The 23,680-nt window shown below is 71.6% G+C and carries 19 protein-coding genes; 3 read left to right on the forward strand and 16 right to left on the reverse strand.

What is annotated here, in order from left to right; all coding sequences use genetic code 11:
- Positions 1–18 precede the first annotated feature (18 nt).
- The 6 genes from rplS to ACGFR9_RS25510 all read right to left on the reverse strand — a co-directional run bounded on the left by rplS (position 19) and on the right by ACGFR9_RS25510 (position 3,643).
- On the reverse strand, positions 19–369 hold the full coding sequence (gene rplS, locus ACGFR9_RS25485) for a 50S ribosomal protein L19 (RefSeq protein WP_010044485.1): 351 nt from the start codon (positions 367–369) through the stop codon (positions 19–21).
- 133 nt (positions 370–502) lie between these two features.
- Positions 503–1,336, reverse strand: coding sequence for a tRNA (guanosine(37)-N1)-methyltransferase TrmD (trmD, locus tag ACGFR9_RS25490; RefSeq protein ID WP_393212492.1), 834 nt, complete (start codon positions 1,334–1,336; stop codon positions 503–505).
- Complete coding sequence (rimM, locus tag ACGFR9_RS25495) at positions 1,336–1,887, reverse strand: ribosome maturation factor RimM (RefSeq protein WP_393212494.1); 552 nt, start codon at positions 1,885–1,887, stop codon at positions 1,336–1,338. The genes trmD and rimM overlap by 1 nt, the downstream gene beginning before the upstream one ends.
- A gap of 109 nt (positions 1,888–1,996) precedes the next feature.
- On the reverse strand, positions 1,997–2,236 hold the full coding sequence (locus tag ACGFR9_RS25500; protein ID WP_005479813.1) for an RNA-binding protein: 240 nt from the start codon (positions 2,234–2,236) through the stop codon (positions 1,997–1,999).
- A gap of 2 nt (positions 2,237–2,238) precedes the next feature.
- Positions 2,239–2,667, reverse strand: coding sequence for a 30S ribosomal protein S16 (gene rpsP / locus ACGFR9_RS25505; protein WP_393212496.1), 429 nt, complete (start codon positions 2,665–2,667; stop codon positions 2,239–2,241).
- A 376-nt stretch (positions 2,668–3,043) separates the two neighbouring features.
- A complete protein-coding gene (locus ACGFR9_RS25510; RefSeq protein WP_004924857.1) occupies positions 3,044–3,643 on the reverse strand; it encodes a hypothetical protein in 600 nt (199 codons plus the stop codon).
- Between the two features lie 584 nt (positions 3,644–4,227).
- Here ACGFR9_RS25510 and ACGFR9_RS25515 point away from each other — a divergent pair.
- On the forward strand, positions 4,228–5,076 hold the full coding sequence (locus tag ACGFR9_RS25515; RefSeq protein ID WP_393212499.1) for a class I SAM-dependent methyltransferase: 849 nt from the start codon (positions 4,228–4,230) through the stop codon (positions 5,074–5,076).
- Positions 5,077–5,136: 60 nt separating this feature from the next.
- On the opposite strand, the gene ffh is transcribed toward ACGFR9_RS25515, so the two are convergent.
- The 5 genes from ffh to ACGFR9_RS25540 form a co-directional block, all read right to left on the reverse strand.
- A complete protein-coding gene (gene ffh, locus ACGFR9_RS25520; protein WP_393212501.1) occupies positions 5,137–6,687 on the reverse strand; it encodes a signal recognition particle protein in 1,551 nt (516 codons plus the stop codon).
- A gap of 83 nt (positions 6,688–6,770) precedes the next feature.
- Complete coding sequence (locus ACGFR9_RS25525; RefSeq protein ID WP_393212503.1) at positions 6,771–9,212, reverse strand: [protein-PII] uridylyltransferase; 2,442 nt, start codon at positions 9,210–9,212, stop codon at positions 6,771–6,773.
- A 22-nt stretch (positions 9,213–9,234) separates the two neighbouring features.
- Positions 9,235–9,573 (reverse strand): P-II family nitrogen regulator, encoded by a 339-nt coding sequence (locus tag ACGFR9_RS25530; RefSeq protein WP_004924863.1) that lies wholly within the window; start codon positions 9,571–9,573, stop codon positions 9,235–9,237.
- Positions 9,570–10,910: an ammonium transporter gene (locus ACGFR9_RS25535; RefSeq protein WP_393212505.1), complete on the reverse strand. Its 1,341-nt coding sequence runs from the start codon at positions 10,908–10,910 to the stop codon at positions 9,570–9,572. The genes ACGFR9_RS25530 and ACGFR9_RS25535 overlap by 4 nt, the downstream gene beginning before the upstream one ends.
- A gap of 347 nt (positions 10,911–11,257) precedes the next feature.
- Positions 11,258–12,754, reverse strand: coding sequence for a hypothetical protein (locus ACGFR9_RS25540; protein WP_393212507.1), 1,497 nt, complete (start codon positions 12,752–12,754; stop codon positions 11,258–11,260).
- A 446-nt stretch (positions 12,755–13,200) separates the two neighbouring features.
- Here ACGFR9_RS25540 and ACGFR9_RS25545 point away from each other — a divergent pair, with 446 nt between their 5' ends.
- Positions 13,201–13,866 (forward strand): bifunctional DNA primase/polymerase, encoded by a 666-nt coding sequence (locus ACGFR9_RS25545; RefSeq protein ID WP_393212509.1) that lies wholly within the window; start codon positions 13,201–13,203, stop codon positions 13,864–13,866.
- 295 nt (positions 13,867–14,161) lie between these two features.
- Here ACGFR9_RS25545 and ftsY read toward each other — a convergent pair whose 3' ends face one another.
- The 5 genes from ftsY to ACGFR9_RS25570 all read right to left on the reverse strand — a co-directional run bounded on the left by ftsY (position 14,162) and on the right by ACGFR9_RS25570 (position 22,102).
- Positions 14,162–15,364 carry a signal recognition particle-docking protein FtsY gene (gene ftsY, locus ACGFR9_RS25550; RefSeq protein ID WP_393212511.1) on the reverse strand — a complete coding sequence of 401 codons (1,203 nt, stop codon included), beginning with the start codon at positions 15,362–15,364 and terminating at the stop codon, positions 14,162–14,164.
- Between the two features lie 303 nt (positions 15,365–15,667).
- Positions 15,668–17,086 (reverse strand): sugar porter family MFS transporter, encoded by a 1,419-nt coding sequence (locus tag ACGFR9_RS25555; protein ID WP_393212513.1) that lies wholly within the window; start codon positions 17,084–17,086, stop codon positions 15,668–15,670.
- A gap of 194 nt (positions 17,087–17,280) precedes the next feature.
- On the reverse strand, positions 17,281–20,913 hold the full coding sequence (gene smc, locus ACGFR9_RS25560; RefSeq protein WP_393212515.1) for a chromosome segregation protein SMC: 3,633 nt from the start codon (positions 20,911–20,913) through the stop codon (positions 17,281–17,283).
- A gap of 328 nt (positions 20,914–21,241) precedes the next feature.
- The gene (locus ACGFR9_RS25565) at positions 21,242–21,445 is read right to left on the reverse strand and encodes a hypothetical protein (protein ID WP_030216596.1); all 204 of its coding nucleotides are present in this window, start codon (positions 21,443–21,445) and stop codon (positions 21,242–21,244) included.
- A gap of 375 nt (positions 21,446–21,820) precedes the next feature.
- Positions 21,821–22,102 carry an acylphosphatase gene (locus ACGFR9_RS25570; protein ID WP_030216595.1) on the reverse strand — a complete coding sequence of 94 codons (282 nt, stop codon included), beginning with the start codon at positions 22,100–22,102 and terminating at the stop codon, positions 21,821–21,823.
- Between the two features lie 176 nt (positions 22,103–22,278).
- Between ACGFR9_RS25570 and ACGFR9_RS25575 the strand changes: the two genes are divergently transcribed.
- Positions 22,279–23,568: a CAP domain-containing protein gene (locus ACGFR9_RS25575; RefSeq protein WP_393212518.1), complete on the forward strand. Its 1,290-nt coding sequence runs from the start codon at positions 22,279–22,281 to the stop codon at positions 23,566–23,568.
- Positions 23,569–23,680: the final 112 nt, after the last annotated feature.

The following is a 23,680-nucleotide window of genomic DNA, read 5'->3' on the forward strand; positions in this document are numbered from 1 at the left end:
ATGACGCCGGTAAAGCGCTCAGTTCTCGCGCTTCTCCTTGATCTTCGCCGCCTTGCCGCGCAGCTCGCGCAGGTAGTACAGCTTGGCGCGGCGGACATCACCCTTGGTGACGAGCTCGATCTTCTCCACGATCGGGGTGTGCACGGGGAAGGTGCGCTCGACGCCGACGGAGAAGGAGACCTTGCGGACCGTGAAGGTCTCGCGCACGCCGGCGCCCTGGCGGCGGATGACCACGCCCTTGAACTGCTGCACACGGGAGCGGTTGCCCTCGATGACGCGCACGTGGACGTTCACGGTGTCACCGGGACGGAAGGCGGGGACGTCGCTGCGCAGCGACGCGGAGTCGACGGTGTCGAGCAGGTGAGACATTTCGTCTGCTTTCTTCGTTGATGCCGCAGGTCATCAACGGCACTAGAGGCTGGGGATGTGAGCTGTGCGGTTCGGGGCGGGCGTCGTGTCCCCCTGCGGCAGGGGCGCACGCCGGACGACGCACAGCAGCGGCCTATTCTTCCATGCCGTCGGTCCTGCGCCAAAATCGGCCGTACGGCCGACCGGCGGGATCCGGCTCCCAGCCCAGGATGGACAGCATCTCGCGGTCCTTCTTGTCGAAGGCCGCCGGGTCGCAGCGCTCGATCAGATCGGGCCGGTTGGCGGTGGTACGGCGCAGCGCCTCGTCGCGCCGCCAGCGGGCGATCTTCCCGTGGTGGCCGCTGAGCAGCACGTCCGGGATGCCGCGCCCACGCCACTGCGGCGGCTTGGTGTGGACGGGCCCTTCCAGGAGGCTCGCCATGGCCCCCGGTGCGAAGGAGTCGTCGCGGTGGGACTCGGCGTTGCCGAGGACGCCGGGCAGCAGCCGGGCCACCGCCTCGGTCACGACGAGGACGGCCGCCTCGCCGCCGGCCAGTACGTAGTCGCCGATGGACACCTCGTACACGGGCATCCGGGTGGCGTACTCGTCGACGACCCGGCGGTCGATGCCCTCGTAACGGGCCGGGGTGAAGACCAGCCAGGGGCGCTCGGAGAGTTCGACGGCGAGTTCCTGGGTGAAGGGACGGCCGCTGGGGGTGGGAACGATCAGTGCGGGCTCGCGGGAACCGGTCTCGTAGCCGTCCGCCAGGACCGAGTCCAGCGCGTCCCCCCACGGCTCGGTCTTCATCACCATGCCGGGGCCGCCACCGTACGGGGTGTCGTCGACGGTGTTGTGCCGGTCGTAGGTCCAGTCGCGCAGATCGTGCACGTGGACGTTCAGCTGACCCCGCGCGCGTGCCTTGCCGACGAGGGAGACGTTCAGCGGTTCGAGATACTCGGGGAAGATCGTGACGACGTCGAGCCGCATTACGCCTCTTCCCCGGAGTCCCGGGACGAAGCGACCTCCGCGCGGTCGTCGATCAGTCCGGGCGGCGGGTCGATGACGACGCGCTGCTCCTCCAGGTCGATCTCGGTGACGATCTCCTCGACGAACGGCACGTACACCTCGGTGCCGTCGGGGCGCTCGACCACGAAGAGGTCCTGGCTGGGCAGGTGGGAGATCTCGGTGATCCGGCCGACCTCGGTGCCGTCGGCGGTCACCACGTCGAGGTCGATCAGCTGATGGTCGTAGTACTCGTCCTCGTCCTCGGGCCGCTCGTCCGGGTCGATGTCGGCGATGAGGAGGGTGTTGCGCAGGGCCTCGGCGCCGTTGCGGTCGCGGACGCCCTCGAAGCGCAGCAGCAGGCGGCCGCTGTGGACGCGGCCGGTCTCGATGGTGAGCGGCCCGGCGGAGGCGGGGTCGGTGGTCAGTACGGCACCGGGCCCGAGCCTCAGCTCCGGTTCGTCGGTGCGGACCTCCACGGTGACCTCGCCCTTGATGCCGTGGGCGCGGCCGATGCGAGCGACTACCAGCTGCACTGTGCTTGATCTCCTGTCGAACTGCGACGAGCCGGTCACGGCTCATACGACTGCGGGCCGGGGACGGCCCAGTGGCCCTCCCCGGCCCGAGCCGGTGCTGCGTTTGGCGTCAGCGGACGTGGTCCACGTCGACGAGGTCGACACGGACACCACGGCCGCCGATGGCGCCCACGACGGTACGCAGAGCGCGCGCGGTGCGGCCATTGCGCCCGATCACCTTGCCGAGGTCGTCCGGGTGGACCCGGACCTCGAGCACCCGCCCGCGACGCAGGTCGCGCGAGGCGACCTGCACATCGTCAGGGTTGTCGACGATGCCCTTCACGAGGTGCTCGAGAGCCTCCTCGAGCATGCTCAGGCCTCGGTCGGCGCAGACGCAGAGGACGCAGCGGCAGCCTCGTCCTTCTTCTCGGCCTTCTTCTTCTGGGTGATGGCCTCACCCTTGCCCTCGTCGTCACCGTCGAGCGCCTCGAAGGACGGACGGGCCGGCTTCTCGGCCGCCTGCAGCAGCGGGGCCGGGGCGGGCTCGCCCTTGAACTTCTGCCAGTCGCCGGTCTTCTTCAGGATGGCGAGCACGGGCTCGGTCGGCTGAGCGCCGACGCCGAGCCAGTACGCCACGCGGTCGCCGTCGACCTCGATGACGGAGGGGTTGTACGTCGGGTGGTACTTGCCGATCTCCTCGATGGCCCGGCCGTCACGGCGGGTACGGGAGTCGGCGACGACGATGCGGTAGTGAGGCGAACGGATCTTGCCCAGACGCTTCAGCTTGATCTTGACTGCCACGGGAGTGGGTTCTCCTGGATTGACGTGGTTGGGCACGGCCAGAGTTGCCGCGTGGGGTTGCGGTACCCGAGTGCCCGACGGACGCGTCAGCCGGAGGAGAGAGGGGTCCTGTGCGACTGTCGAGTACAGCTAGCCATTGTGCCACACCCCGCGGGGCGGTGGACCGGGGGGAGTGGCACGCGGGGCACGCCTGGGAGTCACCCGGCGTTGGTGCGGGCCGGGCGTGGGTGGCACCGCTCGGCGCTTGCGCGGTGCCGCCGCCCACCCGTGCCACCCCGGGGGTACCTCCCGGGCCCTGCCGGGCTCTGGGGGAGGCACGGCCCGCGGGAGCGGCCGGGCGAGGGGACGGCCCCCGGCATCCACGAGATGCCGGGGGTCAGCTTGCGGTGGCTACTACCTCCGGGATCTGGAAGGGCTTTCCGCAGCCGCCACAGACGATGGGGGCCTGGGCGAGGACCGAGGGGACCACCCGGACGTTGCGGCCGCAGTCGCAGACGGCCTTGACGCGGACGCCTCCCCCGGAGGAGCCGTGCCGTGCGGCCGGGCCGCGGAAGCTGCGGGCGGTGTCGCCCGCGGTCGCCGCGGTGTGGGCCTTCAGGGCACGCTGCAGGCGTTCCGTCGTCGGACGGTAGCGGCGCTTCGCCTCGGGCGTGAGCGTCACCAGTGAGAAACCGCTGCTCGGATGCGGCTCCTCGGGGTGGTCCAGCCCCAGCTCCTCGGCGATCGCCAGGAACCTGCGGTTGTGGTAGCGGCCGGCTCGGGATGTGTCGCGTACGCCGCGCGCGGCGGCGACGCCGTGGACTGCCTCGTGCAGCAGTCGCTCGAAGGAGAGTTCGTGACCGCACGCGGACGACGACTCCCCGATCAGTGACTCGGGCGCGGCAAGATCGGGCAGCTCGGGGTGGTACCGCTGAATGTCGGCCCACGCCTGCGCCAGCTCTGCGGCGAGAACAGGTGGTGTCTGTGTCGTGCTCACGTAATGACAACGAGCCGGGGTGCCTCTGTGTTCCGATTCCGGGGCATCCCAAATAATTTGCACGTACCCGTCAGTTGTCACTGATGCGTCCTGACGAGTACGGGTGCGCTGATCTGCGGAGAAGCCTCGCAGCTCACCTCAAGGTGGTGCGTAGGCTGACGTACGCCCCCACGTGTAAGCGGTCTCCGCGCGCCGGTGCGCGTGGGATCCGCGGATGCGCAAGAGACGTTTCGGCCGCTCTCGCGGACCTATGGCACGCGGCCGACGGCCACGCCACGGGCGCGACGTTACCGGGTCCGTCCCCGGCACCGCGCACCGCCCCGGCCCCGGCCGCTCGCGGGGTCGTCGACCTTGGCCGGAACCGGCGTACGGGCGCCCTCGGCAGGGCGGAGCGGACGGTCCGGGATTACCGGAATGTGAATTCTTGCCACTGGCACAACCAACTACCAAGCAACCGCCGCTTTCCACTGGACGACACGTCGAGTGCGGAGTTTCCTGGCATACGGGGGGTGTGCGGGCGCACTGCACGGGGGCCAGGGAATCGGGCACTGCGGCAACTTCTCGGCTGATTGGGGCGCTTACCTATGACACCTACGCTCGTGCGGCAGCACCCGCCTCGCACGGGGGCCGCCCCCCGCGTGGACCCGCGCGCACGCGCGCGCGACTGGTCCGAGATCCAGGAGCGGATGCTCGTGCCGCTCTACGAGGCCGTCTACGAGCGACTGGACGTGGGACCCGCGACACGCGTGCTCGGCCTCGGCTGCGGCTCCGGACTGGCCCTGCTGATGGCGGCCTCGCGCGGTGCGCAGGTCACCGGTGTCGACACCTGTGCCGACCGGCTGGACCTCGCACGCGAGCGCCTGCTGCCCGAGGACCGGGACGCACACACGCGTGACGCCGCGCGCATCGTGCACGGCGCGCTCGCACAGGCCGCGCGCGCGGACGCCTACACCGTGGTGACGGCCTTCGAGCCGATCGGCTGTCTGGCCGGCGACGCGGAGGGGCTCGGCGATCTCCTCGCCGAGGCGGTCCCGCTGGCCGGGCGCGGAGCGGCCGTGGTGCTGTCCGGCTGGGGGCCGCCCGAGCGGTGCGCCACGACGTCCGTGCTCCGGGTGGCCGCCAAGCTGGCGGAGCCGCTGCGCGGCACCGGCACCTGGCGTCCTACGGACCGCGACGACCTGGAGCGGGTCGCCGCGCGCGCGGGACTGAGGCCGGACGGCTCCGGGCGGGTGGCCTGCCCGTTCGGCTACGCGGACGCGGACAGCGCGGTACGGGGCCTCAAGTCGACGGGGCTGTTCGACCCGGCGGTCTCCGCCACGGACCAGGCGCAGGTCGACAAGGAACTGGCGGAGGCCCTGCATCCGTACCAGCGGCCGGACGGGACCGTGTGGATGCCGAACGTGTTCCGCTACCTCGTGGCACGCACCCCCTGAGACACGAAACCGGGGCGCCCCTCACGCGAGGGGCGCCCCGAAGACGTACCGGTGTGGGCGTCAGCCCATGAACTTCTTGAACTCGTCGGGCAGTTCGAAGTCCTGGCCGCCCTGCTGCGGCAGCCCGAAGGCGTTCCCGCCCTCCGCGGCGGCGGCGCGGCGCGCGGCCTCCTCCTGCTCCTGCTGCTTGCGCTTCATCGGGTTGCCGGAGCGCTGCTTGCCCTTGGCCTGCTTCTGCTTCTTCTTCGTCCGGCCCGGACCGCCGCCCATGCCCGGCATCCCGGGCATCCCGGGCATGCCACCGCCCTGCGCCATGCGGGACATCATCTTCCGGGCCTCGAAGAACCGCTCGACCAGGCCCTTCACGGCGCTGACCTCGACACCGGAACCCTTGGCGATACGGGCACGGCGCGAGCCGTTGATGATCGTCGGCTCCTGGCGCTCGGCCGGGGTCATCGACTTGATGATCGCCGCGGTGCGGTCGACGTCCCGCTCGTCCAGGTTGTTGATCTGATCCTTGATCTGGCCCATGCCGGGCAGCATGCCGAGCAGCTTCGAGATGCTGCCCATCTTCCTGACCTGCTCCATCTGGGCCAGGAAGTCGTCCAGGGTGAAGTCCTGGCCCTTCTTCGACGCCAGCTTGGAGGCCATTTTCTCGGCCTCTTCCTGACTGAACGTCTTCTCCGCCTGCTCGATCAGGGTGAGCAGGTCACCCATGTCGAGAATGCGGGAGGCCATCCGGTCCGGGTGGAAGGCGTCGAAGTCGCCGAGCTTCTCACCGTTGGACGCGAACATGATCGGCTTGCCGGTGATCTGCCGGATCGACAGGGCGGCACCACCGCGCGCGTCACCGTCGAGCTTGGAGAGCACCACGCCGTCGAAGCCGACGCCGTCGCGGAACGCCTCGGCGGTGTTGACGGCGTCCTGGCCGATCATCGCGTCGACGACGAAGAGGATCTCGTCCGGGGAGACGGCGTCGCGGATGTCCGCGGCCTGCCGCATCATCTCCTGGTCGATGCCCAGGCGGCCGGCGGTGTCCACGATCACGATGTCGTGGACCTTGGTCTTCGCGAACTCGATGGAGTTCTTGGCGACCTTGACCGGGTCACCCACACCGTTGCCCGGCTCGGGCGCGTAGACGGCGACACCGGCGCGCTCGGCGACGACGCTCAGCTGGTTGACGGCGTTGGGGCGCTGGAGGTCGGCGGCGACCAGCACCGGCGAGTGGCCCTGCTCCTTCAGCCAGTGGCCGAGCTTGCCCGCGAGGGTGGTCTTACCGGCACCCTGCAGACCGGCGAGCATGATCACGGTGGGGGGCTGCTTGGCGAAGCGCAGCCGGCGGGTCTCGCCGCCCAGGATCGTGACGAGCTCGTCGTTGACGATCTTGAGGACCTGCTGAGCAGGGTTCAGCGCCTTGGAGACGTCGGCGCCGAGCGCACGCTCCTTGACGTTCTTGATGAACGTGCGGACGACGGGCAGGGCCACGTCCGCTTCCAGCAGAGCGATACGGATCTCACGCGCCGTGGCGTCGATGTCCGCTTCGCTCAGCCGGCCTTTTCCGCGGAGGTTTTTGAAAGTCGCGCTGAGGCGGTCGGAGAGAGTATCGAACACGGCGGCGTCGGTCCTCGGAGTCGGAGACAGGCTGGGGAATCGCCCTCAAGGGTATCCCGGCGCGACGGGACACCGGAGTGTCCTCACCCACGCAACGTCTCCTCCAGTTTCCGGGCCACCGCCACCGCCTCCTCCGTGGGCAGGGGTGTGCCGTCGAAGCCCGTGACGTAGAAGGCGTCCACGGCGTTCGCGCCGAGCGTGCTCACGTGTGCGCTGCGGACCCGTACCGCCGCGTCCTCCAGTGCGCGCCCGATGCGGAACAGCAGGCCGGGGGCGTCCTGCGCGCGGACCTCCATCACCGTCGCGTGCCGGGAGGCGGACGGGGCGACCGTCACGCGCGGGGGCGGTGCGACCACGCCCCGGCGGCGCGGGTAGGCGGCGTCGCGTTCGGTGAGGCGGGCGGCGATGTCGAGGGTGCCGTCCAGGGCGCGTACGAGATCCGCGCGGAGCCGGGTGGCCTGGGGCAGGGAGCCGTACTCGGCGGCGACCCGCCAGTCGAGCAGCAGCACGGAGCCGTCCACGCCGTCCGGGAGCTCCAGGGCCCGCAGTTCCGCGGTGCGTACGGTCAGCCGGTGCATGGCGAGCACCCCGGCCACGGCGGGCAGCACGCCCTCCTGGTCGGGTACGGCGATGCGCAGTTCCACGCCGAGCGGCTCGGGGTCGCCGGAGGGTTCGGTGGACGGTTCGGGCCGGGCCCGCAGGGACAGCACCGGCGCGCCGGTGGCGACGGCCTCGATCGCGAGGCGTTCCTGTTCGGCGGTGGGCGCGGCTTCCTCGGGCGCGTCCGGGGCGTCGCCGGAGAGTACGCCGGAGACCCTGGCGACGAGGTCCGCGACGAGTGAGGCCCGCCAGGTCGACCAGGCCGCCGGTCCGGTGGCGAGGGCATCCGCCTCGGTGAGGGCGTGCAGCAGTTCGAGGGTGCCCTGGGCGCCGACGGCGTCGGCGACCGCGCGGACGGTCGCCGGGTCGTCCAGGTCACGGCGGGTGGCGGTGTCGACGAGCAGCAGATGGTGGCGTACGACAGTGGCGATCACGGTGACGTCGTGCTGGTCGAAGCCGATGCGGGCGGCCACGTCGCGGGCGATGGTCTCGCCGGCCACCGAGTGGTCGCCGGGCCAGCCCTTGCCGATGTCGTGCAGCAGTGCGGCGACCAGCAGCAGGTCGGGGCGGCTGACGCGGCGGGTGAAGGCGGAGGCGCGGACGGCGGTCTCGATGAGGTGCCGGTCGACGGTCCACAGGTGCACGGCGTTGCGCTGCGGGCGGCAGCGGACCCGGTCCCAGTCCGGCAGCAGCAGGCTGACCAGGCCTTCCGCCTCCAGCGCCTCCCAGACGTCGACGGTGGGACGGCCGGAGCCCAGCAGGGTGACGAGCTGCTCGCGGGCCTCGGCCGGCCAGGGCGCGGGCAGGGGGCGGGCGGCGGCCGCCATGCGCCGTACGGCGTGCAGGGAGAGCGGGAGCCCGGCCTGGGCGGCGGCGGCCGCGGCGCGCAGCGGGAGCACGGGGTCGCGTTCGGGGCGCGCGGTGCGGGCGAGCACCACTTCGCCGTCCTGCTCCACGACGCCTTCGGCGAGCGGGGACCGCTCGGCTGCCGGTTTTCCGCCGCTCAGCATGGCGCGCAGCCGGGGCCGTACCGCGCGGGAGCGCAGGACGCGTCCCACTTCGCGCCAGGTGACGTCACCGGCGTAGGCGATGACGCGCGCGGCCTCGTAGACCTGCCGCAGCAGCGCGTCCGCGTCGAGCAGGCCCAGTTCGGCCGCGACCTGGTCCTGTTCCTGGAGGGCGAGCCGGTCGGTGGCGCGCCCTGTGGTGAGGTGGAGTGCGTCCCGTACGTCGAGGAGGCGGCGGCGGGCGGCGGCGAGGCCCTCGCGCGGGGCGTCGGCGAGCCAGGAGGCGGCGACCGCGCGCAGGGCGGTGGCGTCGCGCAGTCCGCCGCGGGCCTCCTTGAGGTCGGGTTCGAGGAGGTACTGCAGTTCGCCGTGGCGTTCGGCGCGTTCCTCGCAGAGTTCCCGCAGGGCGGGGAGGCGTTTGGGTGCCTGGTTGCGCCAGTCGGCGAGCACCGTGGTGCGCAGGGCGGTGGTGAGGCCGAGGTCGCCGGCGATGTGCCGGGCGTCCAGCAGCCCGAGCTGGGCCTTGAGATCCTCGGCCGCCGTCTTCCGGGCTTCGGCGGGGGTACGGACGGAGTGGTCGAGGGCGAGGCCCAGGTCCCAGACGGGGTACCAGAGGCGGTCCGCGAGGACGGCGACCGCGCCTGGGTCGGAGCCGTCGTGCAGCAGGAGCAGGTCGAGGTCGCTGCGCGGGGAGAGTTCCGCGCGCCCGTAGCCGCCCACGGCGATCAGGGACACTCCGCGCGCCCCCTCGGCGCCGGCGGCGAACAGTCCGCCGAGCCAGCGGTCGGTGAGGTCCGCCAGGGCGGTACGGCGCGGCGGCCCGGACCGCGCCCCCTCGGTGAGGAGGCGCAGCCGGGCCGCCGCGTAGCCGCCGGGTCCCGGGTCCTCTGCTTCTTTCGTCACGTTCGTACTGGTCACCCGGCGACTCCGTTCTCGTGTGTCAGAGCGCGTCCGGGCCGCGCTCGCCGGTGCGTACCCGTACGGCGGTCTCGACCGGGACCGACCAGACCTTGCCGTCACCGATCTTGCCGGTGCGTGCGGCCTTGACCACGACGTCGATGAGCTGTTCGGCGTCGTCGTCCTCGACCAGTACCTCGATGCGGATCTTGGGCACCAGGTCGACGGTGTACTCGGCACCACGGTAGACCTCGGTGTGGCCGCGCTGACGTCCGTAGCCGCTGGCCTCGGTGACCGTCAGTCCGTGCACTCCGAAGGCCTGGAGGGCCTCCTTGATCTCGTCGAGCCGGTGCGGCTTGACGACGGCGGTGATGAGCTTCATGCGTCCACCTTCTTGCTCTCGGCCGGGGCGACGGGAGCGGTGACGGCGGTGCGGGCCGCGCCGCCGCCGGCGCCGCTGAAGTCGTATGCGGTCTCGGCGTGCTGGGCCTGGTCGATGCCGGCCACCTCGTCGTCCTCGGAGACTCGCATACCGATGGTCTTGTCGAGAAGGAAGGCGAGGACCGCGGAGACGGCCAGGGAGTAGGCGAGGACGCCGAAGACTCCGGCGCACTGCTTCCAGAACTGGTCGAGGCCGCCGCCGTAGAAGAGGCCCTGGACGTCGGACTGGCCCTTGCCGCTGGCGAAGAGGCCGATGAGCAGCGAGCCGAGGATGCCGCCGACGAGGTGGACGCCGACGACGTCGAGGGAGTCGTCGTACCCGAAGCGGTACTTCAGGCCGACGGCCATGGCGCACAGCACACCGGCGATGAGGCCGACGGCGATCGCGCCGAGCGGGGAGACGGCGCCGCCGGCCGGGGTGATGGCGACCAGGCCCGAGACCGCGCCGGAGGCGGCGCCGAGCGTGGTGAAGGCGCCGTGGCGGATCTTCTCGTAGGCGAGCCAGCCGAGGACGGCGGCGCCGGTGGCGACCTGGGTGTTGACGAACATCAGCGCGCCGACGCCGTCGTCGTTGCCGAGCCAGGAGCCGGCGTTGAAGCCGAACCAGCCGAACCAGAGCAGACCGGCGCCGAGCATGACCAGCGGGAGGCTGTGCGGGCGCATCGGGTCCTTCTTGAAGCCGACGCGCTTGCCGATCACCAGGATCACACCGAGTGCGGCGGCACCGGCGTTGATGTGGACGGCGGTGCCGCCGGCGAAGTCGATGACGCCGAGTTCGAAGGCCCAGCCGCCGGCGCCCCAGACCCAGTGGGCGACCGGGAAGTAGACGACGGTGGCCCACAGCGCGATGAACAGGGCCCACGCGGTGAACTTCACGCGGTCGGCGAGGGCGCCGCTGATCAGGGCGGGGGTGAGGACGGCGAACATCAGCTGGAAGACCAGGAAGACGAAGACCGGGATGGTGTAGCCGTCCCAGAGTTCGGTGAGGCCGATGTCGCTGAGGCCGACCCAGTCGGAGTTCCAGCCGACGATGCCCCCGGAGTCGGTGCCGAACGCCATGGAGAAGCCGTACAGCACCCACAGGACGGTGACGATCCCGAGGCTGATGAAGCTCATCATCAGCATGTTCAGTGTGCTCTTGACGCGGACCATGCCTCCGTAGAAGAAGGCGAGTCCCGGGGTCATGAGCATCACCAGGGCGGAACAGATGAGCATGAACCCTGTGTTGGCGGCGGACAGCGTGGGCGCGTCTGCGGCCAGGGTGATGGCTGGTGCCATCGGCGTCTCCTCGTCGTTGGTACGGCCCCGTGCGGGCGAAGCCTTGAGCGGATTGAGGGGTGGGCCGGTTATGCGCCATGAGATTGGCGCAGCGCGGTTTCGGTGGAAGCCCCTCGTTGTTTCGCCGCCGTGACGAAGACGCCCGGTGTGTTACGGGTCGGTGAACCGCCGGGGCCGGGGTGCGCCGGTCGTCATCGTGGCGCAGCCTTCGGTGTACGGCGGTGAGCCGTGGCCGGGGAGACACACGACCGGCCGCGGCCGGCCTCCGAATGACCTGGCATGGGGGAGCCGAGTCGGGCGGTTCGGGAGGGCCGGCCGCGGCCGGGGCCTGGCGGTTTCTCGGTGGATCAGACCGCGTCCGCGGTCTCGGGCAGTTCGATGGCGAGCCGCTCGGTGAGTTCGACGACGTCGGCGATGTCGCCGAAGTCGCGTACGGCGGTGTCGACCGTCTTTCGGATACGAGTGTTGACGCGCTCGGAGCGGACCTTCTTGGCCGCCGTGATGGCCTCGGTGGCGAGAACCGCGCTCTGCTCGGGTTCGCGCTGGAGGAGGTGGACGGTGGCCATGCCGACCAGGTTGAGGGCGTAGGAGCGCTGGTGTGCGCCGGCCTCCTGGCCGAACAGCTCGACGGCGCGCCGCATCAGCGGCTCGGCGAGGGAGGCGTAGGTGGGGCTGCGGCCGGCGACATAGGCGAGGTCGCGGTAGGAGTGGGAGTTCTCCGCGTAGAGCTCGGCCTCGGAGAAGAAGCGGATCCAGTCGGGGTCCGGCTCGTCCCACTCGTCGGCCTCGGAGAAGGTGTCCTCGGCCATCCGGACGGCCCGCTTGCAGCGGCCGGGCTGGCCCATGTTGGCGTAGGCGCGGGCCTCCATCGCATACAGCATGGACTGGGTACGCGGGCCGGCACAGTCGCGGCTGCCGTACTGCGCGAGGTGGATCAGCTCCAGGGCGTCCTCGGGCCGGCCGAGGTGGATCATCTGGCGGCTCATGCTGGACAGCACGTACGATCCGAGCGGCCGGTCGCCGGCCTCCTTCGCGGAGTGCAGGGCCAGCACGAAGTACTTCTGCGCCGTGGGCTGGAGTCCGACGTCGTACGACATCCAGCCGGCCAGTTCCGCGAGTTCGGCGGCGACCTTGAACAGGCGTCGGGTGGTGGCCTCGGGCTGGGGTTCCTGGAGCAGGTCGGTCACCTCGTGCAGCTGGCCGACGACGGCCTTGCGGCGCAGGCCGCCGCCGCACTGGGCGTCCCACTGCCGGAACATCATGGTGGTGGTCTCCAGCAGGTCCAGCTCCGGCTTGGAGAGCCGGCCGCGGGCCCGCGCGGCGGAGGACGCCGGGTCGGCCTCGGGCCGGGCCGGCACGGCGGACGGGGAGGGGACCAGCCAGCGCTGCATGGGCTCGATGAGGGACGGGCCCGCGGAGAGGGCCAGCGAGCTCCCGAGGAAGCCGCGCCGCGCCAGCATCAGGTCGCTGCGTGAGAACTCGCTGAGCAGCGCCACGGTCTGCGGGCCCGTCCAGGGCAGGTCGACACCGGTCGCGGAGGGCGCGGGGCGGGTGGTGCGCAGGCCCAGGTCCTCGACGGAGACGACGACGCCGAAGCGTTCGGAGAACAGCTCGGAGAGGATTCTGGGGATCGGCTCGCGCGGGTTCTCGCCGTCCAGCCAGCGGCGTACGCGTGAGGTGTCGGTGGAGATGTGGTTGGCGCCCAACTGGCGTGCCCTGCGGTTGACCTGTCGGGCGAGCTCGCCCTTGGACCAGCCGCTGCGGACGAACCATGACGCGAGCAGCTCGTTCGGGCGTTTCTCCGCGCCCGCAGCATTCGTCCCGCCACCGCCGTTGCCGCTCACTGGAACGCCCCCATCCCTGAAGACCACTTGTCGCCGAGTGCGCCAAGCCCTATCAGAATGCCGGTTGTCGGGGCCGCCCGTCCGACGGTTGTCACCCTTCGAACGGAAAGCCGAGTTGCCTCCGGCATACCCACGAGTGCACGTGCCCCAAGAAGCCGTGTACACACAGTAACCCTACGATCACCCGCCCCACCATGGCGGAACCGCAATCGCCACCATTCGCCACCCCTTCGAATGAACTCACCGTCGCCATCTCGCGATTCACTTGACACTGAACAGCCAAAAGCGGGTGCGGCGATGCACTGGGGGGCGCGCGGCATCGGACGCACCACCCCGCACGCTTCCAAGCGCCGGTTGGGCGGGGCGGCGCCGGGCAGTCCGAAACAGAGAGTCATGGAGCGCGTTCGCTACGTAACCACCGGAACGTCGGACCCGTTGGAGGGGGCATGGGCTTCACGATCGGTATCAGTCGGGGTATCCGCGACATCCGGTCCGGTTCGCGTCGCCGGAGCCGCTCCTCGGACGCCACCGTGGTGGCGGAGTACACCGGGCTGTGGGGCTGGGACGTGGTGCCGGGGGTACGGGCCGCGGCGGGTGCGTGCTCCTGTGGTGACGCAGGGTGTCCGGCACCGGGCGCGCATCCGCTGGCCCTCGCGCCGGTGATCCGTGCCGGGGCGCCGCTGGACGAGGTGACGGCGGTCTGGTCGGAGTTCCCGGGGGCCGCGCTGATGCTGCCGGTGGGGCGGGCGTTCGACGTGATCGACGTCGCGGAACCCGTGGGACGTCATGCGCTGGCCCGGCTGGAGCGCATGGGCCTGCCGGTCGGCCCGGTCGCCGTCACCCCGGACGGCCGCGCCCACTTCTTCGTCGCGCCGGGGGCCGCCGACGCGCTCCCCGAACTGCTCTACCGCACGGGCTGGGACGACCCGGCCGCCCTGGACCTGCACGGCCTCGGCTCCGGCACCCACATCACGGCCCCGCCCTCCGACCGAGCCGGCCTCGGCCCGGTCCACTGGCTCCGCTCCCCCGCCCTGGACTCCCCCGCCCACCCCCCGGAATCCCGCCTCCTCCTGGGCACCTTGGCCTACGTGGCCCACCGCTCAGCCACGTAACCCGCCCCTCCCGCCGCGCCCGCCGCGCCCCTCCACTCCCCCGCGGCTCCCGCCGCGCCCGCCGCTCCCGCCGCTCCCGCCGCTCCCGCGGGCAATCGTGCCGCAGGGCGGCACGGGTGGACGCGACGGCACCCCGCAAGCGCCGGGCCGCGCAACCTCCCCCGGCCCGCTCCCCACGCACGGCACCCGCACCGCCCGCCCCGTACGGAACCCCGTACACGGCGAAGCGCCCGCCCCCCGAAGGGCCGGGCGCTTCCGCACGTCCACCGACTCCGACGACGCCGGAGTCAGAACCTCACTCCCCGATGAGCGCGTCCACGAACGCCCCCGCCTCGAACGGCGCCAGATCGTCCGCCCCCTCCCCGAGCCCGATCAGTTTCACCGGCACCCCCAGCTCCCGCTGCACAGCGACCACGATGCCCCCCTTCGCCGTACCGTCCAGCTTCGTCAGCACGATGCCCGTGATGTCGACGACCTCCGCGAACACCCGCGCCTGCACCAGCCCGTTCTGCCCGGTCGTGGCATCGAGCACCAGCAGCACCTCGTCCAGCGGCGCCTGCTTCTCCACGACCCGCTTGACCTTGCCGAGCTCGTCCATCAGCCCGGTCTTGGTGTGCAGCCGCCCCGCCGTGTCGATGAGCACCGCGTCGGCGGCCATCTCCTTGCCCTCCTTGACCGCGTCGAACGCGACGGAGGCGGGGTCACCGCCCTCCGGCCCGCGCACGGTGTGGGCCCCGACCCGCTCACCCCAGGTCTGCAGCTGATCGGCGGCGGCGGCACGGAACGTATCCGCCGCGCCGAGCACGACCGTGTTGCCGTCGGCGACCAGGACCCGGGCGAGCTTGCCGGTGGTGGTGGTCTTGCCGGTGCCGTTGACCCCGACGACCATGACGATGCCGGGCCCGCCGGCCGCGTTCTCGGTGTGCACGGTGCGGTCCATCTCGGGACCGACCAGCGTGACCAGCTCCTCGCGGAGCAGCCCGCGCAGCTCCGCCGGCGTCCGCGTACCGAGCACCTTCACGCGCTCGCGCAGCCGCTCGACCAGTTCCTGGGTGGGTTGCACACCGACGTCCGCGGTGAGCAGGGTGTCCTCGATCTCCTCCCAGGTGTCCTCGTCGAGGTGCTCGCGGGACAGCAGGGTGAGCAGGCCCTTGCCCAGGGCGTTCTGCGAGCGGGAGAGACGGGCGCGCAGCCGGACCAGCCGGCCGGCGGTGGGCTCCGGGATCTCGATCTCGGGAGCCTCGGCGGCGGGCGGTTCCTCGATGACGACGGGACCGGCGCCCGCCGGAAGATCAACCTCCTCGATGGTGCGCCGCGGTTCCTCCCGCGGCGTCTCGGCCTCTTCGCCGACGTGCGGCTCGGCCGGAGGGGCGGTGATGTCGGGCGCGGCGGGCGGCGGCGGGGGCAGCGGCTTCTTGCGCCGGCTGCCGACGATGAGCCCGCCAAGCGCGCCGAGCACGACCACGGCGATGACTACAGCAAGGATGACGATGTCCATAACAGCCCCAGTATGGCGTGGCCTCCTGCGAGGCCGTTCGTTGTACGCGCGGGGCCCCCGGCCCCGTCGGGCCGGGCCGGCCCGCCGCTCTGCCCTGTGCCGGCCGGGAAGCCCTCAGGAGTGGGGTCACAACGCGTCCGGGAGCGGGCGTGCGGGGGGCCTCGAAGGCGAGGTCGGATGCCTTGCCCCCGGAACACACCGCCGCCCGGCCCGGAAGTGGCCCGGCCGGGCGGCGGTAGAGGTACGAGGAGAGGGGCGGCGGGGGACTCGAGCCCTTCTCCCCGGACTGTGGGGGCCGGCGGCTCAGCCCATCTCCTCCAGCGCCTTGCCCTTCGTCTCCTTCACGAACTTCAGGACGAACGGGATCGAGAGCGCGGCGAAGACCGTGTAGATCACGTAGGTGGCCGACAGGTTCCAGTCGGCGAGCGAGGGGAAGCTCGCGGTGATGGCCCAGTTGGCGATCCACTGCGCGGCGGCGGCGACACCGAGGGCGGCGGCGCGGATCCGGTTGGGGAACATCTCGCCGAGCATGACCCAGACGACGACGCCCCACGACAGGGCGAAGAAGAGGACGAAGACGTGCGCGGCGATCAGGGCGACCCAGCCCTGGGTGGCGGGCAGCTGCCCGTCGACGAGGTCGGAGGAGAAGGCCCAGGCCTCCAGGGCGAGGCCGATCACCATGCCGACGGAGCCGATGATCGCGAGCGGCTTGCGGCCGATGCGGTCGACGAAGATCATCGCGATGACGGTGCCGACGATGTTGATGATCGACGTGGTGAACGAGTAGAGGAACGAGTCCGTCGGGTCGACGCCGACCGACTGCCACAGCGTCGAGGAGTAGTAGAACGCGACGTTGATGCCGACGAACTGCTGGAACACCGACAGGCCGATACCGATCCAGACGATCGGCTTGAAGAAGAAGCTGCCGCCGAGCAGGTCCTTGAAGCTGGACTTCTCCTCGCTGTGCATCGCCGACTCGATCTCGGTGACGCGGGCGGTGAGGTCGATGTTCTTGCCCTCGACCTCTTCGAGGATCTGCCGGGCGCGCTCGTGCTTGCCGACGGAGATCAGGTAGCGCGGGGACTCGGGGATGGCGAAGGAGAGCAGGCCGTACAGGACGGCGGGTACGACCATGACGCCGAGCATGACCTGCCAGGCCTCCAGGCCCATCAGCTCACCGCGCTGGTCGCCGTCGGCGGCGTTCAGGATGCTCCAGTTGACCAGCTGTGAGACGGCGATGCCGACGACGATCGCGGCCTGCTGGAAGGAGCCGAGCCGGCCGCGGTAGGCGGGCGGGGCGACCTCGGCGATGTAGGCGGGGCCGATGACGGAGGCCATGCCGATGGCGAAGCCTCCGACGACCCGCCAGAAGGCGAGGTCCCACAGTGCGAAGGGCAGCGCGGAGCCGATGGCGCTGACGGTGAACAGGACCGCGGCGATCTGCATGCACCGGATGCGGCCGATGCGGTCGGCTATGCGGCCGGCGGTCGCGGCACCGATGGCGCAGCCGATCAGGGCGACGGCGATGACCTGTGCGAGTGCGGCGGAGCCGATGTCGTAGCGGTCGCGGATGGCCTCGACGGCACCGTTGATCACGGAGCTGTCGTAGCCGAAGAGGAAACCGCCCATCGCGGCCGCGGCCGCGATGAAGATGACGTGCCCGAGATGCTCGGGGTGAGCCGTTCTGGCTCCTGACTGCGGTGCCTGCGGTGTGCTGGTCACGTGTACTCCTCGGGCCACCGGCAACATCGCCGGGTGGGGGGTCAGCCCTTCGAGGTCCAGCGGTGGGTACCTGAAGGTAAGAACAACATTGCAGAGACTATGTCTTCAATTGTTGAAGTCAACAGTCGCTTCGCTGTGAGATTCAAGACGCACGAGGGGAGGGTTCGTTCAGGACTTGAAGATTCGGTGCCGGTCTAGCGCAGGCGCTGACTGATGACCTTGGACACGCCGTCGCCCTGCATGGAGACGCCGTAGAGCGCGTCGGCGACCTCCATGGTGCGTTTCTGGTGCGTGATCACGATCAGCTGCGAGGCCTCCTGCAGCTCCTGCATGATCCGGATCAGCCGCTGGAGGTTGGTGTCGTCGAGGGCGGCCTCGACCTCGTCCATGACGTAGAACGGGCTGGGCCGCGCCTTGAAGATCGACACGAGCATCGCCACGGCGGTCAGCGACCGTTCACCGCCCGACAGCAGGGAGAGCCGCTTGACCTTCTTGCCCGGCGGGCGCGCCTCGACGTCCACGCCCGTGGTGAGCATGTTGTCGGGGTCGGTCAGCACCAGGCGCCCCTCTCCGCCCGGGAACAGCCGGGAGAAGACGCCCTCGAACTCGCGCGCCGTGTCGCGGTAGGCCTCGGTGAAGACCTGCTCGACGCGTTCGTCGACCTCCTTGACGACCTGGAGCAGATCCACGCGGGTCTTCTTCAGGTCCTCCAGCTGTTCGCTGAGGAACTGGTGGCGTTCCTCCAGCGCCGCGAACTCCTCCAGGGCGAGCGGGTTGACCTTGCCGAGCTGCTGGTAGGCGCGTTCGGCGGCCTTCAGCCGCTTCTCCTGCTCGGCGCGCACGAAAGGGCGGGGCCGGTTGCGCGGGTGCTCCCCCGCGGCCGAGCCGCCAGGGGAATCAGTGTCCGGCGGCTCTTCGCCCTCGGCGGGGGGCGAGGCCGGCACCGGCTGGTGCGGGCCGTACTCCGACACCAGTCCGGCCGGTTCCACACCCAGTTCCTCCAGCGCCCTCGTCTCCAGCTGCTCCATCCGCAGCCGCTTCTCGGCGCCGAGTACCTCGCCCCGGTGAACTGAATCCGTCAACTTGTCGAGCTCCGCCTTGAGATCGCGCCCCTCGGTGCGGGCACGGGCGAGTTCCTGCTCGCGGCGGGCCTTGGCTGCGTCGGCCGCGGCGCGCTCCTCATCGGCACGCGTGAGCGAGATCTCCACGTGGGCGAGGAGGGTGCGGGCGCCGTCGGCGACGGCCGCGGCGACGTCCGCCTCGTGGCGCAGCCGGGACCGGCGCTGTTCGGCACGCGCGCGTGCGTCGCGTTCCGCGCGGGCGGCACGGTCGAGGGAGTCGGCCCGTCCGGCGAGCCCCTTGACCCGTTCCTCGTGCGTACGGACCTGGAGGCGGGCCTCCATCTCGGTCTGCCGGGCATTGGCCCCGTCGGCGGCGAGCCGGTCGCGTACGAACGTGTCCGGCTCCTCCTCGTACGGCGTCTCCTCGGCGACCTCGAGCCGCTCGGCGAGTTCCTCGGCGTCGGCGAGGGCCTTGTCGAGGGCCTCCTGGGCGCGGGCCGCGGCGGCGGAGGCGCGTTCGGCCTCGCCGGCGGCGCCGCGCGCCTGGCCGGCGAGGCGGCCGAGCCGCTGGGCGACGGAGGACTTCTCGCGGTCCGCGGCGCGGCGGTGCTCGCCGAGTTCCTCGACGCGGGCGGCGTACTCCCGGCGGCGGGCAGCCGCGGCGTCCTGTGCGGCGGCGAGCCCGTCGCAGCGGACGGCCAGTTCCTTCAGCTCCGCGGCTGCCTCGTCCACGGACGCCTGTACTTCCAGCAGGCTGGGGGCGCCTGCGGAGCCGCCCTGGGCGAAGTGTGCGCCGAGGAGGTCGCCCTCTGCGGTCACGGCGGTGAGGTGGGGGTGGGTGTGGACGAGGTCCACGGCGTCTTCGAGGGTGCCGACGATCACGATGTCGTGCAGCAGCCGTCGCACGGCGGGCATCAGGTCGGGGGGTCCGCTCACAAGGTTCGCGGCGGGGCGCACTCCGGGAAGGGAGGAGGGGGCCGCGTCGGCGGGCGCGGGGTCGTGGGGGCTTGGCGCGCGGTTTTCCGCGGTCCTCTCCGGAGGTTGCGGGGTGTTGGTGAGGAGGAGGGTGGCTCGGCCCGCGTCCTGTTTGCGGAGGAGGCGGATGGCGTCGGCCGCGGCTGAGGGGGAGGTGGCCGCCACCGCGTCCGCGGCTGCGCCGAAAGCTGCCGCCAGGGGGGTCTCGTAGCCGGGGTCGACCGTCAGGAGTTCCGCGGCCGGGCCCAGCAGGCCCGCGAGGGTGTCGCGTGCGTCCAGCAGGGCGCCGGTGCCGTCCTTTCGGCGCAGGCCGAGGGCCAGAACCTCGTGGCGGGCCTGGGTCGCGGCGCGCTGCCGTTCCGCGCCGGTGACCGCATCCCGCGCGGTGGTGAGAGCGGTTTCCGCCTCGGCGAGCTGCCGCTTGGCCTCCTCGTGCCGCTCGGCGAGTTCCGCGTCGCCCGCGTCGAGGCCGTCGACCTCGGCCTGGAGGACCTCGTACTCCTCCTGGGCGGTGACGGCCCGCTCCTGGGCCGCGTCGCGGGCGGCGGCCAGCCGCTCGATCTCCGCCTGGGCCGCTGCCGCCCGTGAACGGGCCGCGCCGGCCTGTCCCTTGAGCCGGGCGAGCCCTTCGCGCCGGTCCGCGAGGGCGCGCGCGGCGTCCTTGAGCCGCCGTTCCTCCTGGGCGAGTGCGTTCTCGAGCTCCGCGCGGTGGGCGACCGTGTCCTCCAGGGCGCGTTCGGCAGCCTCCAGGGCGGCCTCCAGTTCGGCCTCCTGCTCGCGGACGCGGGCGGCCTCGCGCTCCATGTCCTCGGGGTCCCGGCCGCGCCGCTCCTCGGGGGGCGCGGAGGTCGCGCTCTTCACGCGCGCGTCGGCGAGGGAGATCGTGCCGCGCACCCGTTCGGCGAGCTGGGAGAGCTCGTACCAGGTCTGCTGGGCGTTCTGGAGCCGGGGAGCGAGCCGGCGTACCTCGTCCTCCAGCTGTCCCTCGCGCTGGACGGCCTTCCTCAGCTCGGCCTCGGCCGTTTCCTTGCGCTCCCTGAGGGCCGCCTCGTCGGCGATCTCGGCCCGCAGCGCCTCCCGCAGCCGTACGAGATCGTCGGCGAGGAGGCGCAGCCGGGCGTCGCGGAGGTCGGCCTGGATGACGGCGGCCCGCCGGGCGACGGCGGCCTGCCGGCCGAGCGGCTTGAGCTGACGGCGCAGCTCGTCGGTCAGGTCCTGCACGCGTGCGAGGTTGGCCCGCATCGCGTCCAGTTTCCGCAGCGCCTTCTCCTTGCGCTTGCGGTGCTTGAGGACGCCGGCGGCCTCCTCGATGAAGGCGCGGCGGCCCATGGGATCGGCGTGCAGTACGGAGTCGAGCTGGCCCTGGCCGACGATGACGTGCATCTCCCGGCCGATGCCGGAGTCGGAGAGCAGTTCCTGGATGTCGAGGAGCCGGCAGGTGTCACCGTTGATCTGGTACTCGCTGCCGCCGTTGCGGAACATGATCCGCGTGATGGTGACCTCGGCGTACTCGATGGGGAGGGCGCCGTCGGAGTTGTCGATGGTGAGGGACACCTCGGCGCGGCCCAGCGGGGGGCGGCCGGTGGTGCCGGCGAAGATGACGTCCTCCATCTTGCCGCCGCGCAGCGACTTGGCGCCCTGCTCGCCCATGACCCAGCTGAGCGCGTCCACGACGTTGGACTTGCCCGAGCCGTTCGGACCCACGACGCAGGTGATCCCCGGTTCGAACCGGAGCGTGGTCGCGGAGGCGAACGACTTGAAGCCGCGGAGCGTCAGGGCCTTGAGGTGCACGCCGCCGGACTCTACCCGCCGGGCATGTCTCACTCCATGAACGAACGGTTTCGCGGGTGAACGCGAAGGGCACACCAGACGTTGAAGACGGTGAAAGGATGCGCGGGGCAGCGAGTGCCGGAGGCGGCGCGCGGGGGCGCGGACGCCGGGGTGAGGACGCGAGTCGCGGAGGCGGGGAAGAAAGAAGGGACGCCGGGGCGTCCCTTGCCGTTCTGACCGCGTGGCGGTGGTGACGGGCAGGCCCGAACCACTGCTGTGCGGCGGGTGCGGCGGTGAAATGACTCTGCGATGAATGAAACAGCGGTGACTGAAACAGCGGATGCAGTGATCAGGTGAGCGCGGGCTCCGCCTGGTGTGCGTCAACGCTCTCCATGATCCTGTCGTGAGAAGCGGCAGCCGTCAGCTCGTCGTTCTCCGCCTGGATCCGTCCGAGCTCGGATTCCAGGTCCTGGACGCGCTGCTGGAGCCGTCGCATCTCGGCGAGGAGTCGCGGGTCGGAGCCGCCGACGTAACCGAGAAGCGCCTTTGCCATGATGGATGGTCCTCCACAATGAGTGACCGACCGATGCGGTGTGGGTCGTGAGGGATTCGCACCCGCGATGCTTGGCAGGCTGGGGTTGTGCTGCCGTTCAGCCATGCCAAACAGCTAAGGTGCGCGGGGCTTTCAGCGTCTCACCAAAAAGTTTGAGGGTCAACACGATCACGCCCCGTATCGGCGGACAACCGGCTGCGCACGACCTGTGTACGACGGCGGCGCGAGCTCCCGGGCCCTCGGGGCGTGACGATCATCCTGGTGTCCGGCGCCCCCGACGGCAAGCCCTTCTCGCCGATCACCAGGACTTTTTCGTCGGCGGGGACACGTGTCGCGCGCCGGCCGGGGCGTGCCGGGCGGCCGGAGCGGGCGGGATCAGCGGATGGCGAAGCCCTCGTAGCCGCCGCGCGGTGTGTCCCATATCTCGGTGACTCCGTCCACGTGTCCGGGCGTGTCGCCGGTCTGGAGCCAGTCGAGCAGCCCCTCGCAGCGTTCCCGGGCGCCCTCGGCGACCACCTGGACCCTGCCGTCGCCGAGATTGAGAGCAAAACCACTCAGCTCGCCGATCTCCAGCGCCTTGGCCCGGGTGAACCAGCGGAAACCCACACCTTGTACCCGGCCCCGCACCCAGGCGACCAGTCGCACATCGTCACTCATGGCTGCAACCTAACCGGACAAAGTCACCGGGGACACACCCGACCCAGGCGCCATGCGGTAGCGTCCCGAGCCATGAATCTCATATGAAACTCACTCGTTGGTGTGAGTTTCGTGATCATCGAGTTTCGGGTTGGTCGCGAGGACGAGTCGACCGACGGACGAGGAAGGCCAGGGACATGGGACGCCACCGACGCTCCGCCGCCGGCCGCGCCGCCACGGGCCGCGCCACCGGGGTCACCCACGACGACCTCTACGACGGCGGCCCCTATCCGGGGGGTGACCGGGGGGACGGCCCGCCCACGATGGGCACGGCACCGTATCTGAACCCGGAGGCGTACGCCGAGACGTACGCGCGGAGCGCGGAGTACCTCTACGCGACGGCCGACACCGCGACCCCCGCCGGGGGCACCGACTTCGCCGCCCCCGCCGCCGGCTTCCCGCAGGCCGGTTTCAGCGCCCCCTCCGCCGACTTCTCCCAGGCCGACCTCACCACCACCATCCCCGCCCCCGCTCACGGCGGCTTCCCGGAGGCCGGTTTCTCCGCGCGCCGGGACCGGATCGGCCCCGCCTTCCCCGGCGACGACCCCGAGGCCGGCCCCGACGGGCCGCGCCCGGACCGGCACCGGCGCCGCAAGAAGAAGGCCGCGACCCCGGTCCGTACCGGACTGCTCGGTGTCTCCGCCGCGGTGGCCCTCGGCACGGTGGCGGTCGCCACCGGGGCGGTCCCCGGGCTGGAGAACTACAAGCTCGGCGGCGACCGCACCCCCGGCGACAGCGTGCAGGCCGGTGGGGCGGCGACCAACGCGCCCACCGAGCAGGGCGGTACCGCTGGCAGCCTGGAGAACCCGGGCCGTGACGCCGGCACCCCGGCGAGCCGTGGCGGCGAGCGCTCCGCCTCCCCGGAGCCGTCCGCGCCGAGCTCGCCGACGAAGACGCCGGAGAAGAAGGAAAGCGCGGAGAAGACGAGGACTCCGGAGCAGAAGGAGACCGCGGCGGCTCCCGAGAAGACCGCCGAGGAGGCCCCGGCCCGCACGGCCGAGCCCGAGCCGGAGAAGCAGAAGACGACCGCTCCGGTCGCCGGCTCCGCGGAGGCCGTCGCCGGTGCCGAGGTGCTCCGGCTGGTCAACGTGGAGCGGGCCAAGGTGGGCTGCAGCCCCGTCACCTCGAGCGACGGGCTGACCGACCTGGCCACGGCGTTCAGCGACGACATGGCCAAGCGGGACTTCTTCGACCACACGGACCCCGACGGCGACACCCCGTGGGACAGGGCCGAGACGGCCGGCATAGCCAACCTCGGCGGCGAGAACATCGCCCGGGGCCAGGCCGACGCCGAGGCCGTGATGCAGGCCTGGATGGACAGCCCCGGTCACAAGGCGAACATACTGAACTGCGACTTCAAGACGCTCGGAGTGGGCGTCCACATGGGTTCGGGCGGCCCCTGGTGGACCCAGAACTTCGGCTACTGAGCCCAGGGCGGGGGGGGGGGGGGGGGGGGGGGGGGCCGCCCCGCCCGCGGGGGGGGGGGGGGGGGGGGGGGGGGGGGGGGGGGCGGCGGGGGGGGGGGGGGCCGCCGGCCCC

Source organism: Streptomyces sp. NPDC048584 (assembly GCF_043199595.1).
Taxonomy (GTDB): Bacteria; Actinomycetota; Actinomycetes; order Streptomycetales; family Streptomycetaceae; genus Streptomyces; species Streptomyces edwardsiae.